The following is a 25,013-nucleotide window of genomic DNA, read 5'->3' as shown; positions in this document are numbered from 1 at the left end:
CGCCAGGGACAGACCTGCCGGCCGCTGCACGGCCGCGGCTGAGCGACCGGCTCATCCGGAACCAGGTTTTCAACGCCCCACTCCTCGTCACCGGGTCGCTCCCGCAGAACCGCTGTGGGACCCGGCCCCCGGCCCTGGATCACCGGACGGCTCACCGGCCGCAGGGCCGGTGGGGAGGCGCTGCTCCAGGGCGTGGGCGGCCGCGCCGATCTGCCGCAACAGCTCCTCCACCGGGATACCCGCGGACGCGGCCGACCCGATCAGCAGGGCCCTCACCCCGCGGTCGTACCGTACGGATACGGCGGGGCGGTCACGAGGGCACCTGGGGGGCAGGCCGTCGCGCAGGATGGCGGTGTTCGGCCCGGTGAGCAGGTCACGGCCGTGGGTGAGCACCGCGGTGCCGTCCCGGCTCAGGGCACGGCGTAACGCGTCAGTGAGCCCCTTCCACCCTCACGCTGAGGCATGACGAAGGGCGAAGACTGCCTGAACGATCTGGACGCCGTCGCCTTTCAGGCGGCAGTCGCGGAGGATCTTCCACGCCTTCATGCGGGCGAAGACGTGCTCGACGCGGGAGCGGACCTTGCGGTGGGACGCGTTGTGTTCCTCTTTCCAGGAGGGGAGTTCGGCCTGGCCGCGCTCACGGCGGTGAGGGATGACCAGGCCGGTGCCCCGGTAGCCGCCGTCTGCAATAACCGTGGTCCTGCCCACGGCATCCTTCGCGCCGGACAGCTCCCATGCCTTGCAGTCATTGCGGTTGCCGGGCAGCGGCCGGCCGACAGCGACCACGAGTCGGGTGTCGGCGTCGACGACGACTTGGTGGTTGGTCGAGTACCGGTAGTTTTTCGACTGCTCGGCGATGGTGTGGTCGCGGGTAGGGACCAGGGTTCCGTCCACGATCAGTACGGTGTCCTTGCGAAACCGCTTGCGCGGCAGGAGCGCGAGCGACGGGCCGAGATGGTTGATGATGCGGTCAGCTGCAGACTTCGAGATGCCGAACAGCGGAGCGAGCTGCCGCAAGGTTAGATTCGTTCGCCAGTACGCAGCCACCAACAAGACCCGGTCCTCCAGTGGCAGGCTCCACGGTCGGCCCTTGCGGACCGGATCCGCGCCCTCTCGCCGTAGCGCAGTGAGCAGCTTGCCGAACTGACGTGGGCTCAGCCCGGTGAATGGGGCTGTCCAGGACGGCTCGGACGCCGTGATCACACCAGGCACAGCGAGATCGTCTCGAAGATCGATGCTGTGGAACGATGATCGGCATGGCAGGTCAGGTCTGGGTGTCACTCATATCGTTGGGCGGCGTTGTCCTCGGCGGCGTGTTGTCCTACCTCGTTCAGCACAGGACTCAGCAATCAGCGGAACGTGCTGAACAGCAGCGGCAGCGGATCGCGTTGTCGGAGACCCGACGCGCGGAACGGCTGGCGCTGCTGGAGCGGTTCATCGAGGTATCAGCAGAGGCGGAACGCTGCGCCTACACCCGGCCGTCCGAGTGGGAGGACACCGATGACTGGTACCTCACGACCCGGGACGTCATGTACAGGTTGTGGGTCGCTGATCGACTCCTCCGCATCCAGTTCCCTCTGGCCGTGCATGACGCCGCACACGCGCACTTTCTCGACCTCAACAGGACGGTGTGGCACGGCTTGCCCGACGGTGAGAGCGTGCGGGACTACCTGGAGGGCAACCGGTCGGCGTTTCTCGACGCGGCCCGCGAGGTCATGGGGTAGCGCACCGCTGACTCCCGGAGATCCTTTGCGGGACAGCCCTTAGCGGCCATGTCAGCGCTCCCGGTCGGCAAGCTCAAACTGCTGAAGAAGGCAGTCGAGGGCGTCGAGGGCGCGATCGATAGTAGCCGTGCCGCGCGGCTGGCGCAGAAGTGCGCCGAGTGTTTCCTGGCGGGCACCAAGGTGCTGATGGCCGACCGCTCGGTCACGAGCATCGAGGCTGTGCGGGTTGGGGACCAAGTGCTGGCCACGGACCCCGTCACCGGCGAGACCGGGGCACGCAGGGTCACGGCCCTTATCGTCACCGAAGACGACAAGTACCTTTCCGAGCTCACGCTTTCCACCCCGCGCGGCGAAGAGAAGATGACCACCATCGAGGAGCACCCGTTCTGGTCGCCGTCGGCGGGCAAGTGGGGGGAGGCTTTTTGCCCTGCAACCCGGCATGACGCTGAGGACCGACAACGGCGTCACCGTCACGGTCCGCGCCAACCGGTTCCTCTTGAAGCACGCGCGATCCTACAACCTCACTGTTGACGGCCTGCACTCGTACTACGTGCTCGCGGGCGACACCCCGGTCCTGGTGCACAACAGCAGATGCCTCATCGGTAACGTGGTCGGGCCCAAGGGTGAGAGACACTGTGGCTGCCCAAGGGCCGCAAAGCCATCGCCACCACCGATGAGGGAAGCGGTTGGGTCTACGAGATCAAAAAGAGCGAGGCCGTAGCCAATGGGCTGCACGAGCGCGTCGCCTATGTCCGCGTGATGGATCCGGTCACGAAGGGCCCGTATCAGTACCCGAACGGGTACGTGATTTATATGAATGAGGGCGGTCAGACCATGAACCCCCTCACTGGCCAGGTCGGTATCCCCAAGAGTGATCCCTACAACCACATCCCGATCTCATGACACGTATCGAAGACCTATTCATCAGCGGCGCGGACGGCGCGTCATCAGACCCCATCGGCTGGGACCCGCTGCGTGAGCCCGACGCTCTGCAAGAGGCCGGCCTGCTCGACTGCCGAGTGTCTCCCCTCACCGGCCGGGCCGGGTTGCTCTTGGACATGCGCACGGCCTTGCAGTACCGCACGGGGAATGCCGCGCTCTTCGTAGTGCGCGGACTGCGGTCGTTCAGGTGGAGTGAGGAGGCGCTGGAGCGAGACCTGCTGAACTTCGCGGTCATGTCGAGCGCCCCCACCGTGGTCAAGCGGATGTGGCGGATAGACCTCGGTTTGTTCCCGGATGGTGAGTTGTCCATCGAGGGCAAGGCGGCGGACTTCTTCCTCCTGGATGCCCAGGGGGTCCCAGAAGCACCACCGAGCTATCCAGGCCACCGCCTCGATCAGGTCAGGCACGGGCTCCCCTGGTGGGAATCCGTATGCACAGTACTGGAGTCGTCCAGCACCAGCAGCGACTGAACTTCCGTATGTGCGAAGCGGCCCGCCAGGTCATCCTCGGCGGGCCGCCGTCGTCTGCCAACCAGTTAGAGAACGCGTACCACCCACGACCGGATCATCGAGAAGGAACGGTACCTGGTCTGGATCAAGTAGCCGTCCACTAGGGCCTGTCTGCGGTTGTGATCAACGGGCTTTCAGGGGGCTGCGGACCCAGATGGTCGTTGCGCGGAGATGGAGTGCGGCGATGTAGCTCTCGGGTGACTTGTCATAGCGGGTCGCGATGCCGCGCCAGTCCTTCATCTTATTGAAGGCCCGCTCCACGGTGTTGCGGTCGCGGTAGGCCGGCGTCGTGGGTTACGGGCCTGCCGCCGCGGCTGCCCTTCTTCCTGCGGTTGGCCGCCTGGTCCTTCTCTCCGGGATGACCGCCTTGATACGCCGTTTACGCAGGCGAGCGCGGTTGGTGTAGGAGGAGTACGCCTTGTCGCCCGCCACGGCCGCGGGCCGGGTGCGGGCCGGGTGCGGGGACGGCCGACCGGCAGGCGCACCCGCGCCTTGTCCAGCACCGGGATGAACTGAGGGCTGTCGGCGGCCAGATGGACTTGCTGGTCAGCCCGCCACGAGAGCGGCCGCGCAGGGCGGCTTTCAGCCGGGCCCGCCGTCGTCGGCGGATGCGTCGCCGCTCGGACTGGAGGTGGTCCTGCTCGCTGTCCTGTCCGTCTTTTTCCTCGCGTGCTCCCCCTTTGGAGAGGCCGCTTCCTCGAGTGCGGCCAGGATCTCCTCGCTGACCCGCATACCGGAGGCGTCATGATGGGCCCGGACCGTGGTGGAGTCGACGCTGACCAGGGACAGGTCGGTCTCGTCCCTGCGGGCCGCCTCGGCGATCGCTCTTTCCAGCAGGGCCTGGAAGACGCCCGTGTCCCGCCACCGCATGAAGCGGTCGTAGACCGTCTGCCAGGCGCCGAACCGCTCGGGCATCTCCCGCCACTGACTCCCGGTACGGAAGCGCCAGATCACCCCCTCGAACTGTTCTCGCAGCCGCTCGGGATACGGGCCGAACCTTCCGAGCGGCAGAAACGGCCCGACGAACTCCCGTCCCTCGCCCGTGAGTTGCCCACGTCTCACACCGGAGTCCTACCGCACCGGCATCCCGGACAGGCCCCAGAACACGGACTTGATCACAACGGCAGACAATCCCTAGCACGTGCTCACACACGCTCTCGGCGCCGGCGCGGGCCAGGCGGAGAGCTGCGGTACGAGTCCAGGAGCGGACGGCCGGGGTGTCGCCGACGCCGTCGAGCAGGGCGTAGGCACGGGTGCCGTCCAGCGCCGTGAACACGGCGGTCGCGTCGCACTGGAAGGCCCGGTCACCACGCCGCTGGGCGGTGGCATACGACGTCACGGCCAGATCCCCGTCCACGTCCTCGCGCACGAGGCAAGCTCTCCAGAACGCGGGGTCCGGACGGAGCGCCCCTCCTCTGCCCGCTTCCGAACCCTCAGGGTTCGGCGTCAGAAACAAGTGCTGCAGAGAGCTTCCGTCCGGTTGCCCGGCGCATCTAGGCTCACTGCCTATGGGAGCGCTCCCATGGTCGTCAGATCAGCGTTATGCGCAGTATCGAAGGTCATCCAGCCAGGTATAGGCGCATTGCCCACTGTGGAACCCGCTTTGAGGCCAGTCTCTCGCCGGGCGGTGCCATATGGAGTGATCGGTCCAATACGTGCGTTGAGGGAGAGTGCGATGAGCATGCGAAGAGCCCTTCGGGCTTTCGGCATTGCCGGAGTGCTTATGGCGGGTTCGGTGGCCGGATTCGGCGGCCCGGCCTCGGCGGTCGCCTCGCCGGCGGCCGGTCAGTCCGCCGCAGACGGCAGGGCATCGGCGGTCGCCGCGGCGCCGGCACTGCACGTGTCGGGCAACCGCCTGGTCACCGGGTCCAATTCCACGTTCCGCCCACTGGGCGTCAACCGGTCCGGCGGGGAGTTCGGCTGTGTCCAGGGCAAGGAGATATTCGACGGGCCGACGGACCAGGCGGCCATCGAGGCGATGAAGGCATGGAAGATCAACACTGTCCGGATCCCGCTGAACGAGGAGTGCTGGCTGGGCACCGGGAACCTACCTCCGACAGCGCCCAGCGCGGCGGCGTACCAGCAGGCGGTCAAGACCTACGCGGACCTCCTGGTGGCCAACGGCATCAACGTGATCCTCGACCTGCACTGGACTTGGGGCGAGTACACCGGCCCTGGCGGAGGCTGCCCGGACGTCGCGGCCACCTGTCAGAAACCGATGCCGGACGCGCGCTACACCCCCACGTTCTGGTCCGAGGTGGCCACGATGTTCAAGGGGAACGGAGCGGTCATCTTCGACCTGTTCAACGAGCCGTACCCGGACGCGGCCAACAACTGGTCCGACGCCACGGCCGCATGGACCTGTCTGCGTGACGGCGGCACCTGCGCCGGGATCACCTACCCGGTCGCCGGCATGCAGACCCTCGTCAACGCGGTACGCGCCACCGGTACCACCAACGTGATCATGTCGGGCGGTCTGGAGTGGACGAACAACCTGAGTCGGTGGCTGGAATTCAAGCCGGCCGACCCCACCGGCAATCTGATGGCCTCATGGCACTCCTACAACTTCAACGGCTGCGTGACCACCTCGTGCTGGGACAGCAACATCGGAGCGGTCGCCGCCCAGGTGCCGGTCCAAGCCGGCGAGATCGGTCAGAACACCTGCGCCCATGACTACATCGACCAGGTGATGGCCTGGGCGGACGCCAACAAGGTCGGGTACACGGCCTGGACCTGGAACCCTTGGGGTTGCAGCGGTGGCAGTGTGCTCATCGAGGACTGGAACGGCACACCGACCAGCACCTACGGTGAGGGGTTCAAGGCACACCTGCTCAGCCAGACCGCCGGTGATCCCGGCGGTGACACCGCTGCGCCCACCGCTCCGGGGACTCCCACCGCCTCCGAGGTGACGGCCACCTCCGCGACCTTGAGCTGGGCGGCCTCCACGGACAACGTGGGCGTCACCGGCTACGACATCGTCCGTGTCACCGGCGGCACTGAGACGCAGGTGGCCGTCTCGGCGTCCAACCGGGCCACGGTCACAGGGCTGTCCGGCAACACGGCCTACACCTTCGCCGTTTACGCCAAGGACGCGGCCGGCAACCGCTCCACCCGCTCGGCCACCGTTACCGTTACCACCACCGGCACCCCGGCGGGCACCTGCTCCGTCGGCTACCGCTTGGTAGGGGACTGGGGAAGCGGCTTCCAGAGCGAGATCACCATCCGCAACACCGGCGCCGCAGCTGTCAGCAACTGGAAGCTCGGCTTCACCTTCACCAACGGCCAGACCATCAGCAACATGTGGGGCGGTACCCCCACCCAGACAGGCGGCTCCGTGAGCGTAATCCCCGCCTCCTACACCGACACCATCACCGCCGGCGGTTCCGTCACTCTCGGTTTCATCGCCAACAGGGGCGCCACGAACACTGCCCCGACCACCTTCACCCTCAACGGCAGGACCTGCACCACAACCTGACCACAGCCGCTGCCCCGCAACCGGCATCAGCTGTGCCTTCCCCCCCCGTTACCTTCTTCGTGGCTCCGCAACGGGGCCTCCGGCCTTCGGGTCCGGCATGACTTCCTCCCCCTTGTTGTTCATGATCCGAGGGGTGGTGTCACCGGGCCCGGAGGCACCGACAGACCGCTGATGAGGGGCTTGAGCACCGGCTTCACCCAAGGCCGGAAGAGCTCTCCGTAACGTGGATGTGGCAGCTCGGTGCCGAGGCAAGGCCGGACGAGTACGTGATGGAGGGGCCTGCACGTGATCGACGCCGGCGACATCGACGTCTTCCTCGGCCTGGACGTCGGCAAGGGCGAACACCACGCCACCGCCGTCACCCGCGCCGGCAAGAAGGCGTTCGACAAGCGCCTGCCCAACACCGAGCCCAAGCTCCGCGAGCTCTTCGCGAAGCTCCAGGCCAAGCACGGAACGGTGCTGGTCGTGGTCGACCAGCTGGCCTCGATCGGCGCTCTGCCACTCGCGGTCGCCCGGGACATGGGCCCCGGTCGCCTATCTGCCAGGGCTCACGATGCGGCGGATCACCGACCTCTACCCGGGCGAGGCCAAGACTGACGCGAAGGACGCGTTCATCATTGCCGACGCCGCCCGGGCGATGCCGCACACCTTGCGGGCGATCGACGGCGAGGAGGAGACGATCGCCGAGCTGGAGATGATCGTCGGCTTCGACGACGACCTGGCCGGCGAAGCGACCAGGGTCGCGAACCGGCTCCACGGCCTGCTGACCCAGGTCCACCCGTCACTGGAACGGGTTCTGGGGCCGCGGTTGCAGCATCCGGCCGTCCTCACGCTGCTGGAACGGTTCGGGTCCCCGGCCCAGATACCGCAAGGTCGGCAGGCGGCGGCTGGTCACTCTTCTGCGGCCGAAGGCGCCGAGGATGGCCGAACGGCTGGTCGAGGAGATCTTCGTCGCGCTGGACGAACAGACCGTGACGCTCCCAGGGACCGAGGCGGCCGCGCTGATCGTCCCGAGCCTCGCCGCCTCGCTGACGGCCGTGCTTGACCAGCGGAAACTGCTGGCCGGGCGGATCGAGGAACTGCTGGAGGCCCACCCTCTTTCCAAAGTCCTGACCTCGATTCGGGCATCGGCGTCAGGACCGGAGCCCGCATCCTGATCAAGGTCGGCGACGGCAGCACCTTCCCGACCGCCGGTCACCTCGCCGCCTACGCCGGTCTCGCCCCGGCGACCCGGAGCTCGGGCTCCTCGATCCGCGGTGAACAGCCGTCTCGGCGAGGGAACAAGCAGCTCAAACGGGCTTTCTTCCTCTCCGCGTTCGCCGCCCTGGGCGACCCGGCATCGCGGACCTACTACGACAAGAAGATCGCCCAGGGCAAGCATCACACCCAAGCCCTGCTCTGCCTCACCAGACGACGAGCCGATGTCCTCTTCGCGATGCTCCGAGACGGAACCTTCTACGAATCCCGGCCGGTCACGGCAGGCGGCGGAGCCTAGGACGAAGTCCCGTCTCCGCCCGGAAGGTGGGCAACCACGTCGTAGTTGGCGATCCGTCCCGCCAGCGCCCGCGGGCTCACCCCATGAGCGTTGCCCCGGTCGGGGTCGGCACCGGCTTCCAGCAGCAGCCGGATCACCACTCCCTCGCCCTGCGAGCAGAACACCGCCCTCCACAACGGCGTATTGCCATGACCATCCTCAGCATCGACCGTCGCACCCGAGGCCAGGAGAACCTCGATGGCCGATGGGGCCTGAGCCTGAGCCGCGAAATGCAGCGGGGTCCAGCCCGCGTGATCGCCTTCCTCCGGGTCGGCGCCCCCGGCCAACAGCACGCTCAAGCCATCCGCATCACCGTCGGCAGCCGCATAGTGCACTGCCGTCCGTCCCAACCGGTCCCGATCCGTCATGCGGCCATCCTCACCCGGCTTGACCAAACAGATAGGGGCACCCCCCCCCCGCAATTGCCCCACCCCAACTACACGACCGCCTCCGTCGACGCGATCTCCGCCGCACACCCGGAAGTCGACTGGGAGCAGCTGCGCGCCGTGGAAGAGGGCCGCCGTTCTCCGCTTGCGGCGCTGCGCCCGGAGCGTGCACCCCTAACGGCGTAAGCCTTCGGGGCCCTCCCCCGCCTGCGCCCCACGCCGTCCAGAAGGACGGCCCCGGGCGCGGGGGTTCTTCTTGCGTGTCGCTCACGCCTGCCCGGCAGCCGGCTCCCACAAGGGTCGGGCGTGCCCGGTCCCGTCGCAGTGGAAGCACCGGCCGCCTCCCGGCGTGCTGCGGGCACCGATGGTGCCGGCCGCGTGGCGGAAGAGCCGGGTAAGGCCGGCGGTGTGCGCCGCGTGGATCGGGAGCTCCTGCCGTCTGCCGAGCGTGACCTCCAGCGCGATGCCGGGGCCGGTGAAGTGGGCGTGCATACCCCCGGTGATCGCACGGAGCCTCTCGTTCAGTTCGTGCATCGTCTCCGCGCCGGACAGGTGCACGCGGGCCGCGAGGACGGTGTACGCGTCCGCGGCGAAGGACAGCCATCCGACCGGGCGGGCGAGCTACCCGACGCGGCCCACGGGGTCGGGGTGGGTGTGCTGGAGCTCGGACAGGGCGTGCCACAGGCCACCCGGCGAATCCCTGGAAAGCGGTCTCTTCCCGGCTGCGTCTCATACGGCCCTGCGTAGGGCCCCCGGTGTGCTGTCGACATCGGATGGGCCCATCCGTCCCGTCCAGTGGTGCGGTGACTTCGGAAGCGGTCCCGCTGTGCTGCCTGACGGCTGCCGGCCGCACAGCGGGCTGGTGCGGTCAGGCCCGCCGGCAGAACCAGCCGTGGCCACGGCCCGGCTCCTGGTCGTCCTCCGACTCCGGCGGTGCGGCGGCCTGGAGGCGGGCGGCTTCGGCAACGGCTTCCTCGCGGGCGACGTCGTCGGCGTGGCAGGTGCCGCACACCGACAGGTCCCCGGCGTCGGCGGCCAAGCGTGCGGGATCGCGAGCCGGGGGGAGGCAGATCGCGGCGCTCCCGCACGCCTTGCGTCCGCCGTGGTCTGCACGCCGTTGGGTACGGCGTGCAGACCACGGCGGGCGTGGAACCTCTAGAGCCACACGTTGGGCTCCCAGAAGCTGGCGGGCTTGTTCCGGATGATGCGGCGGACAGCAGCGAACATGTCACTCACCTCCCTTCCTCGGCGCGCACACGGGGGTCTTCCGGGCCCGTCGCAGAGCGAAGGGACGGGGGAGGACGGAGCCGGCCACCAGGGGCCGGGCATCGGCGCCGCTGATGCTCAGGCGGGCGTCCAGGGACAGGGCGGCTACCGTCTCGCAGGCCAGGTCGTGGGCGACGCTCGCGCCGCCACAGGTGAAGGGCCCCGCGCTGAAGGGAAGGTAGGGGCCTTGTCCGCCCGGCTCGCTCCAGCGTTCGGGCCGGAAGGTCCGGGGGCGGTCCCATCGCTGCGCATCGTGGTGCAGCAGGTAGGGGCTGACCGACAGGACCGTGCCCGCCGCGAACGGCAGGCCACCGAATTCCAGAGGGTGGGGGACGCGCCGGCCGACCATCCACACGAACGGGCGGTGCCGTGCGGCCTCGCGCACCAGCCAGTCGACGGGCCAGGGCCACGGCGGGCCGGGCGGGTGATGAAGGCCCGCCAGCAGCAGCGACCAGGCCACCGCGTAGCCGACGTTGCCCACGATCGAGGTGAACAACAGCACCCAGAGATCGAGCACGGTCCGGTCGGTCGATTCCCCGGGGCAGGCCCCGAGCACCGCGTCCAGCAGGTCCTGCGGCTCTCCCGCTCGGGGGCCCTCCGCCCGGCGGTGGTGGACATGTTCGGCGAGCGCGGCCAGCAGCCCGGGCCGCACGATTTCCGCCCGTAGCCGCTGTCGCACAGAGGGCTGGCGGGCGGTCAGGCCGGCTCCCACAGCCCGTTGCAGCTGTCGCCGCAATACCGGCGGCGCGTCAGGACGAAGCAGTACGTCCGCGCTGCACCGGTACACCAGCAGCGGCCCCGCTGCGGGCCACTGGCCGACCACGTCCAGCGCGGCCGCGGCCTCGGCCACGCGCCGGCGGTAGGCGGGCAGGTGCGCGCGCAGCAGCTTCCGCACGGCGCGGCCGAGGGCGACCTGGGCGGTGCGCGAAGGCAGCATGGCGCCGAAGAAGGGGGACATACCGCCGTGGAAGACCGGGTCGCGCAGCACCGTGAGCGCCAACTCGGAGTCCCTCACGCACCAGGCGCCCCAGGGGAGGTGGAACACCTCTGCTGGACTCCGTCGTGCGCATTCCTCGACATATCCCAGCGGATCACGTCGGAACCGGCGCATCTCCCCTACGCTCACCGCACCCCCCGTCAGCCGCCGGCCGAGGCCGGCCGTCACCGTCGCTGCTGCCGTGGTCCTGCCCGCCGACGATCCCTGCCATACCGCCAAAAGGCGGACTTCACCTGTGAAGGTGACCGCCACCGGGGCCACCGCTCTCCCACAGCCAGGCGTGAAGGCTGGTCTGCCACGTGAACGCCTGGTACTACACGATGTCCCGCATCATCACCACAGCCAGGCACCAGAATGCCGCACCCGGGACAGGACGCGGGCATCGCGGCCCGCGGCCGCGCTGCCGATCCGGCTCTGCCGGGCGCCAGGGCCGGCGCACATTCCTCACGACGAGGCGGCACTCGCCGGCTCCCCGCAGTTGCTTCCGCTGCCTGCACAGCCCCGCCTTCTTCACCGCCTTCGACTCCGGCGTCCGAGAGCCGCCTCCAAAGCGACGCCCACCCCACGGGCTCATCAACTTCCGGCCCCTGAACCTCCTCAAGTACAACGGCCACCTACTCGCGGGCCACACGGGCGAGGGCGAGGGCTTCGTCGGGGTTGGGTTGGTCTTCCGGGGTGTTCACCTGACTCCTCCAGTGGGGTTCCGGCCCGGTGTGCGCTGGGTGCCGGGCTGCCGGGTGTGCGGGGCCGGGACCGCCACCGGGGCGGGTCGCGACGCAGGCTGCGGGCGCCTTCGCGTGCCCGCCTGCTGTCCCGGATCGTGGCGTCCACCTTCGCGGCGGCGGCTTCGAGCGTCCGCCGGGTCTGCTCCACCGCATCGACGTCGACGCCGGTGTCCGGCTCCGGGAGGCGGCCGTCCTTCCGGCCGTCGCGGAAGGACGCGGGTGCGGCCCCGCGGCGGCGGGCACCGCGACGGTGTACGGGCGAGGGCGGGAGCCCAGGCGCTCCGCTCACCGCGCGGCGCGGACCCGGGGCGGCCAGGGCACCGGCGGCGAGGCGGGCCCGCTCGTACGGCCCCTGGCCGCCCGGCCGGGGGCTCCGTGCTTCCCGGAGGAGTTCGCCGTGCCCGCGTACGAGGCCTTGCCCCGCTTCACCGCCGACCTGAACCGCCTTCCCCTCCAGCAGCACCGCGCCTTCAGCCAGCCGTGGCCGCCTTCGTCGACGACCTGCTTGCCGGCCGCATGTTCCGCCCCCGGGTTACGGATCAGCCGCATGTTCCGCCCCCGGGTTACGGATCAAGGGTGTGCGCCGCATGCCCGGGGTCTACGAGCTGACGTGGAGCGGCGAACGCGACGGCTGGATCCCGTTGGTCGCGCACTCACCCGAGCGGGTCCCGGAGTGGACGGCACGCAGGCGACGACAGATCGCCGACCCCCAGCTCATCGGGTTCTACCGCACGCTGGGCCAGGCACTCGACCACGGCGACGACGATCCACGGCTGGTCGGACTGGCCGACCAACTGGCCGCCTACCTCACGCGAACAGCCGAAGAGCAGGGTGAGGACTATGTCGATGACACCGACATCGCGTGGTCCGGGTATGGAGCCGCCCGCTTCTGCTCGACGACGACACCGCTGTGATGGACGTCGGCAGCAACGGTGACCAGTTCGTGGTCGCCGACTGCGACGAAGCGGTCGAGGGCACGGGAAAGGCGTCGCCGCCGAGGCGGGCGGGGGAACGGCGAGCACGTCCGGTTGCGACCGTGAGGAGGACGTCGTTCCGGTAGGCCCGCCCCGGCTTATTGACATGCTCCGTGCAAGTCCGGATGCTGGCGTCACCCTTTCCACCACTGCGGACATCGAGAAACGGAACGCGGTCATGAAGCCGTCCCGCCGCTTTTTCAACGCCGCCGCCTTCCTGCTGGCCGGCCTGCTCGCGGCCGTGCTGTCCTTGACGTGCGCTCCACCCGCGCGGGCGGAGCGGACGGGCCTGCGCGCCGCCGACCCGAGTGTCCTTCGCGTCGGGGACACCTACGTCTCGGTCCAGTCGACCGGCGGCGGCATCGCCGTGCGGCTGGCCGCGTCGACGACAGCGCTGGCCTCGGCACCGGCCCGCCAGGTCTGGTCGGACACCCGTGCCCTCGGCGAGGTGTGGGCCCCCGAGATCGTGAGGGACGGCGGCCGGTACTACATCTACTTCTCGGCGGGCCGCGGAGCCGCTCACCGTATGTACGTCATCAGCTCGGCCACGCCCGACAGCGGGTACGGCGCGGAGAGCCGTCTGGCGCTGCCCGACGACAAGTGGGCCATAGACGGCACTCTGTTCACCTTCGGCGGACAGCGCTGGTTCGTCTGGTCCGGCTGGGCCGGAGACACCAACGTCGAACAGAACCTCTACATCGCTCGGATGAGCAGCCCGACCACGCCGACCGGCGGGCGGTACATCATCTCCCAGCCCCGCGAGGGCTGGGAGCGCGTGGTCGGCAACCCGTACATCAACGAGGGCCCGGAGGCCATCAAGGACCCGAACGGCCAGCTGCACATCGTGTACTCGGCCAACGGCAGCTGGAGCGACCAGTACTGCCTCGCCGACCTGAGACTGCGGGCCGGCGGCGACCCGACGTACGTCTGGGACTGGTACAAGTCCAACGGCTGCCTCTTCGGCTCCCACCGGGAGACGATGATGCGCGGCTGGGACCCGACGCTGTATGCCGACGGCCCCGGGCACCACAGTTTCGTCCTGCTGGACGGCGACATCGGCACGAGCCCCCCGGCCGGCCCCAGGTTCCCCCTGATGTTCCACGCGGTGCCCAAGGGCACTCCGTACTCCTGGGAGAACCGGTACTGGTACACCGGCAGCTTCTGCTGGTGGGGCGACACCACCTACAGCCGGGCCAACGTCCCCGGCCCGAACACCGACACCGGCTGGGGTCTGAAGTTCTTCGAGTAGGCAACGGCGAGGGTGCCCCTGGTGACGCGGCACCGTCCGGCGGTCGGCCCGTGGCCGGCCCTGCCGGGGGGCCGGGCCGAGGAGCCCGGCCAAGCGCCTCACCGGCCGTCCTCGGCGCCGCCGACCGGCGAAGTACGGCTGCACGGCCCAGGCCGGGCACCGTCCACGAGGCGTGGCCGCGCACGCCGCACCAGCGCGATAGGGCGCCGGTGGCGAGGAAGACGCCCGCGGTCCGCGCCCGCTCGGGAGAGCGACGGAGCCGGAACCGCCGCGCAAGAGCAGCACGCACACCCGGCATGGACAAGGCTCAGCACGCCGCCGACGGCGCCCCGACGCCGATCCAGCGGTCGCTCTTGCCGGTCCACCGGTAGACGGCGGAGGCGTTGGGGCCGAACCCGTGGAGTCGGCCGTCTGCGGTGGTGCAGGTTTTGCCGGGGCCGCCTGTGCGGGTCCGGGTGCGGGTGGGGAGTGTAGCGAGAGATGTCGCGTGTGTCGGGTTGGTGACGAACAGTCCGGCGTCGCCGCCGTGGAGGTGTGCGGCGGGTCCGGCCGTGGACTGGTTCGAGGCGGCCCGGCGCGCCGAACGCCGCGTGCAGGAGGTCGACCAGGCCCGCACCTACCAGTTGGGCCTCGCCGCGTACCCGGCCGGCGCGCCGGACTTCTACGGCCAGCAGCCGACCCTCGCTGAGACCTCCGTCTGGGAGGCCACGAAGGCAGCCCACGAGGTCGCACGCCACGGCTCCGGCGTCGACCTCGATGACGACTACGACCTCGGTGTCCTCCTCGACTGCGCCGTGCGGGCGTGCGGGCGTGCGGGCGTGCGGGCGCAGCAGCGGCCGGCCTGGCAGCAAGGCGGGTGCGGCAGCAGCGACCGCGTAGTCGAGCCGATGCGGCAGCGCTCCGCTGCACGCCGGCCTTGTCACCCGTGCAGCACCCGCATGCCGTCCGGGCGTGCGATTACTGCGCTGCACCCCGCCTTCCCGCTCTCCGTCCGGGACAGTACTACGCACTGTCCCGGACACCGTGCTCACCAGGGGAGACATGGCAGTCCTGTCCGGGACAGCGCACCGTCCTTGACCGGGGTGTTCTCCCTTCACAGGCTCGTCGTCGTGCATCACGAAAGGCGTGCACACCCAAAAACCAGGGGGGACCATGAAGTTCACCACCGGCCGTGCCGCACTCACGGCGGGCGTCGCCGTCACTGCGCTCATGACCGGCGCAGGCGTCGCTCCGTCGACGGCAGCCGCTGCCGCCAGCACTCCCGGCCCGTCCGCGGCCCCGGTGCGCTATGTAGCGCTCGGTGACTCCGTCGCCGCCGGCGTCGGAGCGGGCGCGCCGAACGCGAACGCGGACAGCTGCTTCCGCGCCGACGGGACGCGGATTCCCAACTCGACTCGGGCGTATCCCCGGTTGGTCGCGAAGGCCCTGGGAGCCAGGCTCGATTTCCGGGCGTTCTGCGGAGCCAACACGAAGGCGGTGATCAACGAACAGCTCGGCGCCCTGAACCGGCGGACCAAGCTGGTCACCGTGCAGGTCGGCGCCAACGACTTCGGTTTCACCGGCGTCGTCAAGAAGTGCATCCTGTTCAGCGGAGGTCGCATCTGCAACAACGCGATCGCCGAGGTGCAGCGCGCCTTCCTCCAGGAGCTGCCCGGCCGCCTCGACAAGGTCTACAGGGCGATCCACATCAAGGCGCCCAACGCCCGGGTTCTCGTGGTCGGTTACCCCAAGCTTGTGCGGCAGCGAGGGAGCGGCTGCTATGCGGACGGGCTGATGGGTCTCGGCACCCGTCAGAAGCTCAACGCCGCCGCCCACACCCTCAACGACGTGACTGCCATCGCCGCGCAGCGAAGAGGAATTGAGTTCGTGGCCGCCGAGAAGTCCTTCAAGGGGCATGCGGTATGCGAGGACCCCGAGTGGATCAACGGCATCAGCTACCCCGACACCGTGGAGTCCTTCCACCCGAACGCCAGCGGGCACCGGGCATTTGGCTGGTTGATCTGGCAGAAGGTCAAACCCTAGTTCCGTGGACAGCCGTTCCTCGCCGTGACACTGGTGTCACGGCCCCCTTGGGGACGTGTCACACCAGCGGGCCGCGATCCGCTGCGCCTCGCGTACGGCGGCTTCCCATTCGGCGGCGGCCGCGGCCTCCGTGGCGAGCTCGGTCTGGACGACGTCGTCGGTGTCCGGGTCGTACACGGTGCCCGGCGCGGCGGCAACGAGCAGCCGGTCGATCCGCTCCCACTCCGCCAGTTCCGCCCTCCGGCACTCGTCGGCGGCCAGGTCCTCGTGCCGGGAAGCCTGCCGCGCGTCGAACCGGGCGTCCTCGAGGGTGCGGGCGACGGCGGCGGCGTTTCATGTCCTTCGCCCGCCGCCGTACGACGCGCCGGCCGATGCGGGCCGGGTCGACCAGCTCACGGGGCGCGGGGCGAGCGGACGGCGAGCGGTGCGCCGGGGCGGCCAGGGAGTGGTCATCGTCGGCCTCGGTTTCGTGGTGTGGAATTTGAGAGCGGGCCGCCGTCAGAGCGCTGTACGGCGGCTCGTCGGATACGTTTTCAGCAGGTCTGGGATTCGGCCGGGTCAGAACCGGAACTCAATTTCCGAGACGTGTGTGAAATCTGCGCGCAGGTCAACGGTGCGGGTGCCCCATTGCGTGAGCTACAACTCGGTGATGGCCTCGGCGACGTTCGGATGCAGGTCTTCCTCCGTCGCACCGGCCTCCTGGAGTTCCAGGATCTGCTTCGCGCAGGTGGGCGAGATCGCCGTGGTGATGCTGCGCTCGCGGCCGTCGTCCGAGCTGCCCGTACAGGTGAATCCGAAGTACGCGGTGACCTCCACCATCATGCCGCTGAAGGTGGCCGCCTGGTGCCGTGCCTGTGCTCTGACCTGCGGCTGCCTCTCAGATCCCGTCTCCCCCACCAAGGCGGCCCGCAGGCGCTTCTGCGGGGTCGTCAGCGTCCCGGCGCGGTAGCGCTCCACCGTGCGGCGCGAGACGCCCAGACGATCCGCGAGGGCCTGCGTCGCCCCCTTCGCGCGCGTGAGAAGGAATTTCACCTGCGCCTTCGCGGATTTCGGCGCGGGCCGGGTGAACACCTTCCGCTCCGCCCGTGCGAGGGCCTCCAGGAACTTGCCGCGGCGTGGCCGGCTGCTGCTGCTCGTCATCGCTCATGCGACCAGCAGGCCGTGGCGCGCCTGTGGACAGAGGCCGGTGCCCAGGCAGGTCGCGCCGGGCGTCGCTGTCCCGTGTGACGTTGATCGATAGTTTGCGATCTGATCCGTAGTTGGCGGGCCGCGGTCCGGTGGCTGTGGGTTATGGCCGCTCGCGGCCTCGATACGCCGGGGCAGGGTCACGTCGTCCTGGCCCTGCCGTATGTCGTGAGGCAACCGGCGGCCCCGGTAGGGCGCCTCGCGCTTCTGGTTCAGCGGCGGGCCGGACGGGCGCAGCGTACGTTCCCGGTGGTGATCGCGTCCCGGGGCAGGGCGAGGCCGAAGGCCCGTTCCAAGCCTTCGAAGAACAGCGCGATGTTGTCCGTCCAGTTGCCTGCCTTCTCCGCGATGCGGAGGTGCAGATTGAGGAAGGACAGCGGCGCTTCCGGGGCGAACGGCGCCTCCCCAGGGGTGTACCAGATGAGCTCGTACATGTCCCGCCGGTCTTCGGCGCCGTCCTCGACGGGGAAGGGATTCTGGTACACGCCATCCTCGAAGTAGCTGAAGGCGTAAATGGCCTTGGCCATGGTCGCGCCGAGCGTGATCTGCTGTTCGGGGGGCGGGTCGAGGCGGCGCGAGAAGGCATGGTCGAAGTCGTGGTAGCCCAGCCACGTCCAGCCGTTCTCCTCCCCGAAGGCCAGTACGCGGGTGAGGTCGTCGGTGCCCTCCCGTTCGTCTTGTTCCTCGACCTGGTGGAGCAGCAGCCCGTCGGCGATGTCCTGCGCATCGGCCCCGTAAGCGAGGGCGACGTCCTCGGCGGTCGATCCCTTGATGAACTCGAGTTTGGTGAAGGGCTGTTGGCGCCGCCAGCTGCCTGCGATCCACGCCACGCCGTCGCCCACCGGGCCCTGGCGGGCGAGGAACTCCTCGAAGGCGGCCGCCTGCTTCGGGGGCATGTAACTCTGGCGGGCCGTGCGCGCCCTGTCCTCCAGCCAGTCGATCTCCGCCACGGACCTCAGCTCGGCCACGACCACCCGGCCTCGCACGAAGGTCATCCGTCTCCCGTCAGCGTGCACGTATCGGATGTACGAGCCCTGCGGGTCCGGGCCGAACGGCTGCCCCGGCCCCGGCCCGGGCCGGGGCCGGGGCCGCAGGCCGCCGGGGGTCCGTTGGGCGAAGTGTTCCAGCTCGGCGAGTTCCGCTGCAGGGAGGAGCACACTCGTCGGCTCGCCGCCGTCGGTGACGCACACCCGCTCGCCGGTCTCCTCGACGCGACCGACGAGACCCGCCAAGTCCGCTAAGGCGTCAGTCAGTTCAACGTTGTCCATACGAGGAGACATTACTGGCGGCGATGCGTCGGCCAGCAGCCCGGGGATGGGTCTGAACCGCCTGCACCACAGAGGTCACCGCTGCGCAGCCCGACTCGCCGACAAGCGGTCACAGGCCCGCCGACAAGTCATCCACGAAGCCACGGCCACTTCCACCCAAAGATTCGATACCCGGCTCCGCCAACCAACGATCAAAAGTCACATCCCGGCGTCCGTCCGTACGGTGGGGGCATGACGACGTCCTCCGCCCCCGAACCGGTGCCGGTGCCCACCCGGGTACTGCTGCCCGGGGACCAGGAGGTCGTCGCCCACCTGTGGTCCCGAGGCCAAGCGCCCGACGGCTGGAGGTACGAAGTTGGCCTACCGGCGTACCGAAACGAACCGGAATGTCCGTTACGCCTGCTCTACCTCGCGATCGGCATGCGATGCCCTCCACCGATGGCTCGGGGTGAGCCGGTTGACACGGTATACGTCCGGGACGCAGAGGTTGAGAACGGTCGCGACCGTGATCATTGCGGCGCAGGCCAGGAGGACTGCCTGGCTGTTCCACGAGTGGGCGGCGAGGGCGGTGACGAGGTAGCCGAGGGGGACGGCGAGGCGTTCCCCGACGCCGTTGAACGCACTCATGCGGCCCTGTTCGACCTGCGGCACATGCTGTTGGAACGCGGTGTTCCAGGCAACGATCGCGACATCGAGTCCGGTACCTGCCAGCAAGGCGGCCACCAGAACGAGAGGCAGAGACAGGCTGCAGGCCATGGCCGCCAGTGGGAGCGCGAGGGCGCCGCCGGTGATCACCGCTACGGTGAGCAGCCGGTACGGCTTCCAGCGAAGGCATACGAGGGTTCCCACGAGCAGGCCGGAGGCGAAGGCCGCCTGGATCAGACCCCAGTCACGCGCTCCGGCGTACTGCCGCGCGGCAACAAGGGGGCCAAGAAGCTGGAAACCCGCCAGCCAGGCGGCGACGAGGACTGTGCCGGCGGCGGTATAGGTCCACAGCCAGGTACGGGACCAAAAGCCTGTCCAGCCTGCCCGCAGATCGGCCAGGACGCCGGCGGGCGTAGTGGGCGGGGCTTCCAGTCTCAGACCAAGAAGCAGGACAGAGGCGACGGCGAATGTGAACGCGTCCCAGGCCAGTGCCCACGCCGCACCGCTCGCGGCGACGACGAACCCGCCGGCGGCCGGCCCCAGCACCCTCACCGCATTGCTCGGGAGCCTGAGCAACGCGTTGGCCTGCTGCAGGTGATCTTCGGGAACGATCTGCGCGACGGCGCCTTGGGTGGCTGGAACGATGAAGGATGCCGCCGTTCCCGAGACGAAGCCGCACATCGCGATCGACGCAGTCGACGCATGTCCCGTGGCCACGGTGACGGCCAGAGCACCCTGTGCACCCGCGGCCAGTAAGTTCCCGACGAAGAGGATCCGGCTTCGGGACAAGCGGTCGGCGAAGAGGCCGCCCATGAGCAGGAACACGATCGTGGGGACGGTGTTCGTGGCGAGGACCAGGCCGAGAGATCCGGGTCCTCCACCCTGCTGAATGACGGAGTAGGCCAGCGCGAGAGGGGCCATCGCAGACCCGGTCGCCGAGATGAGACTGGCCGACGCGAACCGGCGGAAGGCCCCGATCCTCAACGGCGTGCTGATGATCTCCGGTGACGCGGCGGCGGTCTTCATGGTTTCCCTTGGGCTCGACGAAGCGAGCACCCTAGTGCAGCAGCGCGCCGTGCGAGACGTCGGCGCCAGAGTTGGCCGAACAGCCATCCACCTCAGGCGCCAGAACAGTGGGCTCTTTCAGAGTGGCCACTGATCGAGTGACCCAGACCGAGTCAGGATGAGGACCTCAACGCACAGGGCTCCCGTGCCGTTGAGGGAGGTGTTCGAAGTCTCAACCCATCGGCACAGGAGCCCTGTTGGTTCCCCATTCTGCCGCACTCGACCTCCCTCATGCTCTGGTCGAGTGGGTATCCATGCTCATCGTCACCCGTGAGGGTGACCGCCGTTGCAAGCTGCCGCCCCACCAGCGTGCCCTCGTCGGCCTGGTGTACCTTCGCCGGCACGACACGCTCGCGCAGATCGCCGGCGGCTTCGGCATATCCGTCGGCACCGCCCACGCTTACGTCCAGGCCGTCGTCCAGCACCTGTCCGGCCGGGCGCCGGGCCTCCTGCGGGTCCTGCGCGAGGCCGATCCGGACTACGTCCTGCTCGACGGGACACTCGCCGACTGCGACCGGGTCGGCGACAGCCGGGCCGACTTCTCCAGAAGCACCGCCGTCACGGCGTGAGTGCGCAGGTCGTGGCCGACCCCACCGGCAACCTGCTGTGAATCTCACCCGCCCTGCCCGGCCGCACCCATAACCTGACGGCCGCCCGCACCCACCGCATCAGAGGAACGCGCAAGCACGACGTTGCCTGGCGGACGGTGCGCAAGGCCCTGGACTCGGCCTGGCTGAAGCCGCGCAAGTAGCGGCACACGGTCACCCGGATCTCCCACCGGCTGATCGAGGAACATGGCGCCGACGAGAGTTGGGGGGCGTTCGTGGAACGGGCACCGTGACTGTTCCACGAACGGATCCCTCCGGAGAGTTGCGGGAGGTACGAGGAGGAGACCTCAGGCGGGCAGTTTCGTGTCGATGACGAAGCTGATTTCGATGACCTGGCCGGGCAAGCTCAGTTCAGTGACGCCCAGGACCGTGCTGGCCGGACGGTGGTCGCCGAAGTACCCCAGGTTGCCCTCCGCCGTCGCCGCGGCGTTCTGCCGCAGGTTCACCACGTACAGGGTCTGCGAGACGACCTGGTTCCGGGTGGCGCCGTAGTGGTCCAGGACCTTGTCCATGTTGGCGTAGGTCTGCTTGAGCTGGGCGGCGAAGTCGCCCGCGTGGAGGAACTCGCCTGCCTCATCGAACGAGAGCTGTCCAGAGACGTGGATCAGCTCGCCGGACTTGATCGCCTGTGAGTAGCCGAAGTCGCTCTCGGCCGGCACGTTGTAGTTGAAGACATCAGAGGTGGCCACGATGCCCGCCCTTCCGATCCGCTCTCTTGTAGTTACTCGGAAACTGTAGGAGAGTGACGTCTGACCTGGAAGAACGCACTTTTCGGTGACTGAGGAACCTGATGGTGACCAAGCAACTGCTCAAGGGCCTGCCCGAGGACGCTGACCTGCGGCGCGCAGACTCCCTGGCGCGGGAGATCTTCTCGGACGTCGCCAACAAGTGGGCGCTCCTGATCATCGAGGCGCTCGGCGAGCGCACCCTGCGCTTCAGCGAGCTACGGAACGAGGTCGAGGGCATCAGCCACAAGATGCTCACCCAGAACCTGCGCATGCTGGAGCGCAATGGCCTGGTCGACCGGAAGGTGCACCCCACCGTGCCGCCGCGCGTCGAGTACACCCTCACCGAGCCGGGCCGGGCCCTGCGCACCACGGTCGACGCGATATGCGGCTGGACCCACCAGTACCTCGGTCACATCGAGGGTGCACGCGGCCGTTTCGACGCCTGACGGGCACGCGGCGACACCCTCGCGCGATCCCGCGATCCCACGCCGCCGGCCACCACGGGGCCCGCGCTTCGCCTGACCGGGCTGCCGAGCCATCCTGTGCCACAGACTCAGGAACAGACACAGGACGGTTGGGCTGACGGTTCGGGGCCGTGGAAGAGGACGTGCTCCGGTTGAAGGAGCTGTTGTTGCCGTCGATCGCGGACATCGCGGTGCTGTCGGTGGATGTGAGCACGCGATAGTGCGGGTCGACACGACATGCACTGCGAACGGTGCCGCTTGCCCGGCATGCGAGGTCTGGTCGAACCGGGTTCATGGCCGCGACGGCGACGAAGAAGAACTCGCGGACGGCCTGGCCGACTACCGCTGAGGCACACCGGCACATCCGCTGCATCGAGCACTTCACAGCAACAGCAACCCGGCGGACCTCGTGCGGCACACCGCCCGGCGCTGTACTACCCGGCGGTCAGGACGGTCTCGTGCACGGTCCGCAGTGTCTCGTCGGTACCGGTGCGCTCCAGGCGCAGGTGGGCCGAACGGCCGCGCAGGGTGAGGGTCATGAGCTGGTTGCCGAACCAGGGCCCGCCCTGCTTGCGCCACCTCACCGGCGGCCGGGGGCAGCGGCCGTGCCGGGCCAGCAACCGCCCCAGGAGGCGGGCCGGGGCGCTCCAGCCGAAGCGGAACCCGATCCGCATCGTCAGGGGCACCGAGTTGTGCACGGGTGAGCAGGTGAGCTGGACGACCGGTATGCCGGGGCCGCCGGACGGCCAGGAGGCGCGCGCGACGTAGCCGTGGTGCACGTCCCCGGACAGCACGCACACGCTCGCCGGGGCGCCCGGCGCGGATCCGGCCTCGCCGATGAGGCCGGCAAGATCGGCGAAGGAGCGCGGGAAGGCCGCCCAGTGCTCCAGATCGGCGCCACGGCGCAGCCACTCGCCGAAGCGGGCCCAGCGGTCCCCGCGTTCCCCGGCGCACAGGGCCGCGTCCCAGCCCTCGGCGTCGTGCACCAGGTGCGGCAGCAGCCAGGGCAGTGAAGTTCCGATCAGAAGGTGGTCGTAAGCCCCCTCGTCGGCCAGGACCTGCTCGCGCAGCCAGTCGGCCTCGCCCGGGTGGAGCATGGCGCGCCGGTCCTCGTCCAGCACGCGTGCGGCCCGGGAGTCGACCATCACCACCCGGACCCGGCCGAAGTCGCGCCGGTAACTGAAGCGGACCGAGGAGGGATCGGCGTCGGCCCGTTCGGCGAGGGCGCGCAACGCGTGCGTGCCGTCAGGTGCGTCGCGCACGGCGGCCCAGGCCGGGTCGTCGGCCAGTTCGGCGGGGGAGAGGTTGCCCAGGTGCTGGTGGACCCAGTAGGACATCAGGCCGCTCAGCAGCCGCTGCTGCCACCAGTCGGTGGAGCGCATGTCGGCGAGCCAGGCGGCGGAGGTGTTCCAGTCGTCCACGATGTCGTGGTCGTCGAAGATCATGAAGCTGGGCACGGTGGACAGCAGCCAGCGGATCTCCGGATCGAGCCAGGATTCGTAGTAGAGGTGGCAGTACTCCTCGTAGTCGGCGACCTGGCTGCCGGGCGCCTTGTCGAGGTCGCGGCGAGTGGCCAGCAGGCGTCGGGTCTCCTCGGAGACCTCGTCGGCGTAGACCTGGTCCCCCAGGAGCAGCAGGACGTCCGGACGCCGCGCGTCGGGGTCGGCCGCCAGCCGCTTGGCGAGGGTGTCGAGCGCGTCGGGGCCCACCGCGTCCTTGCCGTCGGCCGGGGGCGCGGCCCAGCGGCACGACCCGAAGGTGACCCGGACGGCGTCGCCGGCACCGGGCGACCGGATGACCGAGGGCGGGAAGCGGGAGTCGGGCAGAGGCCACACCGGCGCGTCGTCCAGGAACACCTCGTACGACGGCGAGGTGCCCGGTCGGAGCCCGGTCACCGTGACGAGGGCGTAGTGGTGCCCGGCCACCCGGAAGGTGGGGGCCGTGCCGCTCGCGCCGTCCGAGCAGCGTACATGCGCCGTGCAGGGCACGTCCGTCTCGACCCATACGGTCGCGCACGAGCCGTCGGTGTACCTCAGCAGTGGTCCCAGGCGCAGTTCGGCCATGTGATCGCCTTTCTGTCTCGCACCGTACGGAAAGGAACGACCGTAGCGACGGTACATGGGACCCGTTCGGGTGGGCACGTGGGAGAAGACCGGGGCGGGACGGCCCCGGTGAGCGGCGAGGCGGAGAGGCGGTGTCGTGGCCGAGCACGAGCAGGCGACCCAGACCCAGGAGATCCACGGCACGGCACGTGAGGACGACCTGCTGCGGGGGCTCGAGGTGGACGACCGGCAGCCGGAACGGCCGGTGCTCCTGGACTCCGGCGGCCGGCCGATCGAGACCTGGCGGGAGAACCACCCCTACGACCACAGGATCGGCCGGCGCGAGTACGAGCAGACCAAGCGCATCCTGCAGATCGAGCTGCTGAAGTTCCAGCGCTGGGTGAAGGACACCGGCCAGCGGGTCGTCGTGGTCTGCGAGGGACGGGACGCGGCGGGCAAGGGCGGCACGATCAAGCGCTTCACCGAGCGGCTCAACCCTCGTGGGGCCCGGGTGGTGGCGCTGGAGAAGCCGACCGAGCGCGAGGCGGGTCAGTGGTACTTCCAGCGCTACGTGGCCCACCTGCCGGCCCGCGGCGAGATCGTCTTCTTCGACCGTTCCTGGTACAACCGCGCGGGCGTCGAGCGGGTCATGGGGTTCTGTACGCAGGACGAGTACCGGCAGTTCCTCCAGCAGGCCCCGATGTTCGAGCGGCTGCTCACCGACGACGGCATCCTGCTGGTCAAGTTCTGGTTCTCGGTGTCCCAGGCCGAGCAGCGCACCCGGTTCGCGATCCGCCAGGTCGATCCGGTGCGCCGGTGGAAGCTCTCCCCCACGGACCTGGCCTCCCTCGACCGCTGGGACGACTACACCACGGCCAAGGTCGACATGTTCCGGGCCACCGACACGCCGCACGCGCCCTGGACGGTCGTGAAGAACAACGACAAACGGCGGGGCCGGCTGGAGGCGATGCGCAGTCTCCTCGACCGCTTCGACTACCCGGCCAAGGACCACGAAGCGGTCGGCACCCCCGACCCGTTGATCGTCGGCGCGGCGGAGACCCTGCTCGAACCGGGCGAGGAACCCACGGCCCTGTCGCCGACACCACTGGCCGGGCCGGGCGGCGAGCCCGGCAACCACCCGAACCCGCGGTGACGGACCGACGGCGTCCGCGCGGCGTCAATGCCTGGGCACATCCGGCGGTGTC

At 69.4% G+C, this 25,013-nt stretch carries 21 protein-coding genes and 3 pseudogenes; 12 read left to right on the top strand and 12 right to left on the bottom strand.

Translation table 11 applies throughout. The annotated features are described in order from the left end of the window. Positions 1-87 precede the first annotated feature (87 nt). Together HB370_RS40840 and HB370_RS40835 are read right to left on the bottom strand one after the other, a co-directional pair. Positions 88-276 carry a hypothetical protein gene (locus HB370_RS40840; protein WP_167513309.1) on the bottom strand — a complete coding sequence of 63 codons (189 nt, stop codon included), beginning with the start codon at positions 274-276 and terminating at the stop codon, positions 88-90. A 174-nt stretch (positions 277-450) separates the two neighbouring features. After that, complete coding sequence (locus tag HB370_RS40835) at positions 451-1,212, bottom strand: transposase (protein ID WP_167513308.1); 762 nt, start codon at positions 1,210-1,212, stop codon at positions 451-453. 35 nt (positions 1,213-1,247) lie between these two features. Here HB370_RS40835 and HB370_RS40830 point away from each other — a divergent pair, with 35 nt between their 5' ends. From HB370_RS40830 to HB370_RS40820, 4 genes are all read left to right on the top strand, one after another. Then, positions 1,248-1,724: a hypothetical protein gene (locus HB370_RS40830; RefSeq protein WP_167513307.1), complete on the top strand. Its 477-nt coding sequence runs from the start codon at positions 1,248-1,250 to the stop codon at positions 1,722-1,724. Between the two features lie 48 nt (positions 1,725-1,772). Continuing rightward, positions 1,773-2,255, top strand: coding sequence for a polymorphic toxin-type HINT domain-containing protein (locus HB370_RS42800; RefSeq protein ID WP_348273522.1), 483 nt, complete (start codon positions 1,773-1,775; stop codon positions 2,253-2,255). Next, on the top strand, positions 2,164-2,445 hold the full coding sequence (locus HB370_RS42795) for a hypothetical protein (RefSeq protein WP_348273521.1): 282 nt from the start codon (positions 2,164-2,166) through the stop codon (positions 2,443-2,445). Before HB370_RS42800 ends, HB370_RS42795 begins: the two co-directional genes overlap by 92 nt. 178 nt (positions 2,446-2,623) lie before the next feature. Beyond that, positions 2,624-3,136 carry a hypothetical protein gene (locus HB370_RS40820; RefSeq protein WP_167513306.1) on the top strand — a complete coding sequence of 171 codons (513 nt, stop codon included), beginning with the start codon at positions 2,624-2,626 and terminating at the stop codon, positions 3,134-3,136. A gap of 162 nt (positions 3,137-3,298) precedes the next feature. Here HB370_RS40820 and HB370_RS40815 read toward each other — a convergent pair. Then, a pseudogene (locus tag HB370_RS40815) lies at positions 3,299-4,237 on the bottom strand (IS5 family transposase). Positions 4,238-4,898: 661 nt separating this feature from the next. On the opposite strand from HB370_RS40815, the gene HB370_RS40810 reads away from it, so the two are divergent. Together HB370_RS40810 and HB370_RS40805 are read left to right on the top strand one after the other, a co-directional pair. Then, complete coding sequence (locus tag HB370_RS40810) at positions 4,899-6,650, top strand: cellulase family glycosylhydrolase (protein ID WP_244405952.1); 1,752 nt, start codon at positions 4,899-4,901, stop codon at positions 6,648-6,650. A 288-nt stretch (positions 6,651-6,938) separates the two neighbouring features. After that, a pseudogene (locus tag HB370_RS40805) lies at positions 6,939-8,145 on the top strand (IS110 family transposase). Here the strand turns inward: HB370_RS40805 and HB370_RS40800 are convergent. From HB370_RS40800 to HB370_RS40785, 4 genes are all read right to left on the bottom strand, one after another. Continuing rightward, positions 8,142-8,615 (bottom strand): ankyrin repeat domain-containing protein, encoded by a 474-nt coding sequence (locus HB370_RS40800; RefSeq protein WP_348273520.1) that lies wholly within the window; start codon positions 8,613-8,615, stop codon positions 8,142-8,144. The pseudogene HB370_RS40805 and the gene HB370_RS40800 overlap by 4 nt on opposite strands. 222 nt (positions 8,616-8,837) lie before the next feature. Further along, positions 8,838-9,104, bottom strand: coding sequence for a hypothetical protein (locus HB370_RS42385; protein WP_244405949.1), 267 nt, complete (start codon positions 9,102-9,104; stop codon positions 8,838-8,840). Positions 9,105-9,438: 334 nt separating this feature from the next. Further along, positions 9,439-9,609, bottom strand: coding sequence for a hypothetical protein (locus HB370_RS40790; RefSeq protein WP_167512920.1), 171 nt, complete (start codon positions 9,607-9,609; stop codon positions 9,439-9,441). A gap of 189 nt (positions 9,610-9,798) precedes the next feature. Continuing rightward, positions 9,799-10,881, bottom strand: a complete 1,083-nt coding sequence (locus HB370_RS40785; RefSeq protein WP_244405947.1) for a cytochrome P450 — start codon at positions 10,879-10,881, stop codon at positions 9,799-9,801. A gap of 1,264 nt (positions 10,882-12,145) precedes the next feature. Here HB370_RS40785 and HB370_RS40770 point away from each other — a divergent pair. From HB370_RS40770 to HB370_RS40760, 3 genes are all read left to right on the top strand, one after another. After that, on the top strand, positions 12,146-12,472 hold the full coding sequence (locus HB370_RS40770) for a hypothetical protein (RefSeq protein ID WP_244405944.1): 327 nt from the start codon (positions 12,146-12,148) through the stop codon (positions 12,470-12,472). A 238-nt stretch (positions 12,473-12,710) separates the two neighbouring features. Then, complete coding sequence (locus HB370_RS40765) at positions 12,711-13,781, top strand: glycoside hydrolase family 43 protein (RefSeq protein WP_167513303.1); 1,071 nt, start codon at positions 12,711-12,713, stop codon at positions 13,779-13,781. Between the two features lie 1,152 nt (positions 13,782-14,933). Beyond that, the gene (locus HB370_RS40760; RefSeq protein WP_167513302.1) at positions 14,934-15,803 is read left to right on the top strand and encodes an SGNH/GDSL hydrolase family protein; all 870 of its coding nucleotides are present in this window, start codon (positions 14,934-14,936) and stop codon (positions 15,801-15,803) included. Positions 15,804-16,439: 636 nt separating this feature from the next. On the opposite strand, the gene HB370_RS40755 is transcribed toward HB370_RS40760, so the two are convergent. From HB370_RS40755 to HB370_RS40745, 3 genes are all read right to left on the bottom strand, one after another. Continuing rightward, on the bottom strand, positions 16,440-16,943 hold the full coding sequence (locus HB370_RS40755) for a terminal protein (protein WP_244405941.1): 504 nt from the start codon (positions 16,941-16,943) through the stop codon (positions 16,440-16,442). A gap of 257 nt (positions 16,944-17,200) precedes the next feature. Then, positions 17,201-18,256, bottom strand: a complete 1,056-nt coding sequence (locus HB370_RS40750; protein ID WP_167513301.1) for a type II toxin-antitoxin system Phd/YefM family antitoxin — start codon at positions 18,254-18,256, stop codon at positions 17,201-17,203. A gap of 393 nt (positions 18,257-18,649) precedes the next feature. Then, positions 18,650-19,927 carry an MFS transporter gene (locus tag HB370_RS40745; RefSeq protein WP_167513300.1) on the bottom strand — a complete coding sequence of 426 codons (1,278 nt, stop codon included), beginning with the start codon at positions 19,925-19,927 and terminating at the stop codon, positions 18,650-18,652. A 236-nt stretch (positions 19,928-20,163) separates the two neighbouring features. On the opposite strand from HB370_RS40745, the pseudogene HB370_RS40740 reads away from it, so the two are divergent. Then, positions 20,164-20,573 (top strand): annotated as a pseudogene (locus tag HB370_RS40740) (transposase family protein); the annotation flags it as partial. A 288-nt stretch (positions 20,574-20,861) separates the two neighbouring features. Here HB370_RS40740 and HB370_RS40735 read toward each other — a convergent pair. Further along, positions 20,862-21,263: a RidA family protein gene (locus HB370_RS40735; protein WP_167513299.1), complete on the bottom strand. Its 402-nt coding sequence runs from the start codon at positions 21,261-21,263 to the stop codon at positions 20,862-20,864. Positions 21,264-21,364: 101 nt separating this feature from the next. Here HB370_RS40735 and HB370_RS40730 point away from each other — a divergent pair, with 101 nt between their 5' ends. Continuing rightward, positions 21,365-21,748, top strand: a complete 384-nt coding sequence (locus tag HB370_RS40730) for a helix-turn-helix domain-containing protein (RefSeq protein ID WP_167513298.1) — start codon at positions 21,365-21,367, stop codon at positions 21,746-21,748. Between the two features lie 452 nt (positions 21,749-22,200). Here HB370_RS40730 and HB370_RS40725 read toward each other — a convergent pair whose 3' ends face one another. Continuing rightward, complete coding sequence (locus HB370_RS40725; protein ID WP_167513297.1) at positions 22,201-23,829, bottom strand: alkaline phosphatase D family protein; 1,629 nt, start codon at positions 23,827-23,829, stop codon at positions 22,201-22,203. 136 nt (positions 23,830-23,965) lie between these two features. On the opposite strand from HB370_RS40725, the gene ppk2 reads away from it, so the two are divergent. Then, positions 23,966-24,961, top strand: coding sequence for a polyphosphate kinase 2 (gene ppk2, locus HB370_RS40720; RefSeq protein WP_167513296.1), 996 nt, complete (start codon positions 23,966-23,968; stop codon positions 24,959-24,961). Positions 24,962-25,013 lie beyond the last annotated feature (52 nt).

The organism is Streptomyces sp. DSM 40868, assembly GCF_011820545.1.
Classification (GTDB): domain Bacteria; phylum Actinomycetota; class Actinomycetes; order Streptomycetales; family Streptomycetaceae; genus Streptomyces; species Streptomyces eurythermus.
The sequence above is the reverse complement of the archived record's forward strand: the minus strand, read 5'-3'. Positions and strand labels throughout refer to the sequence as shown.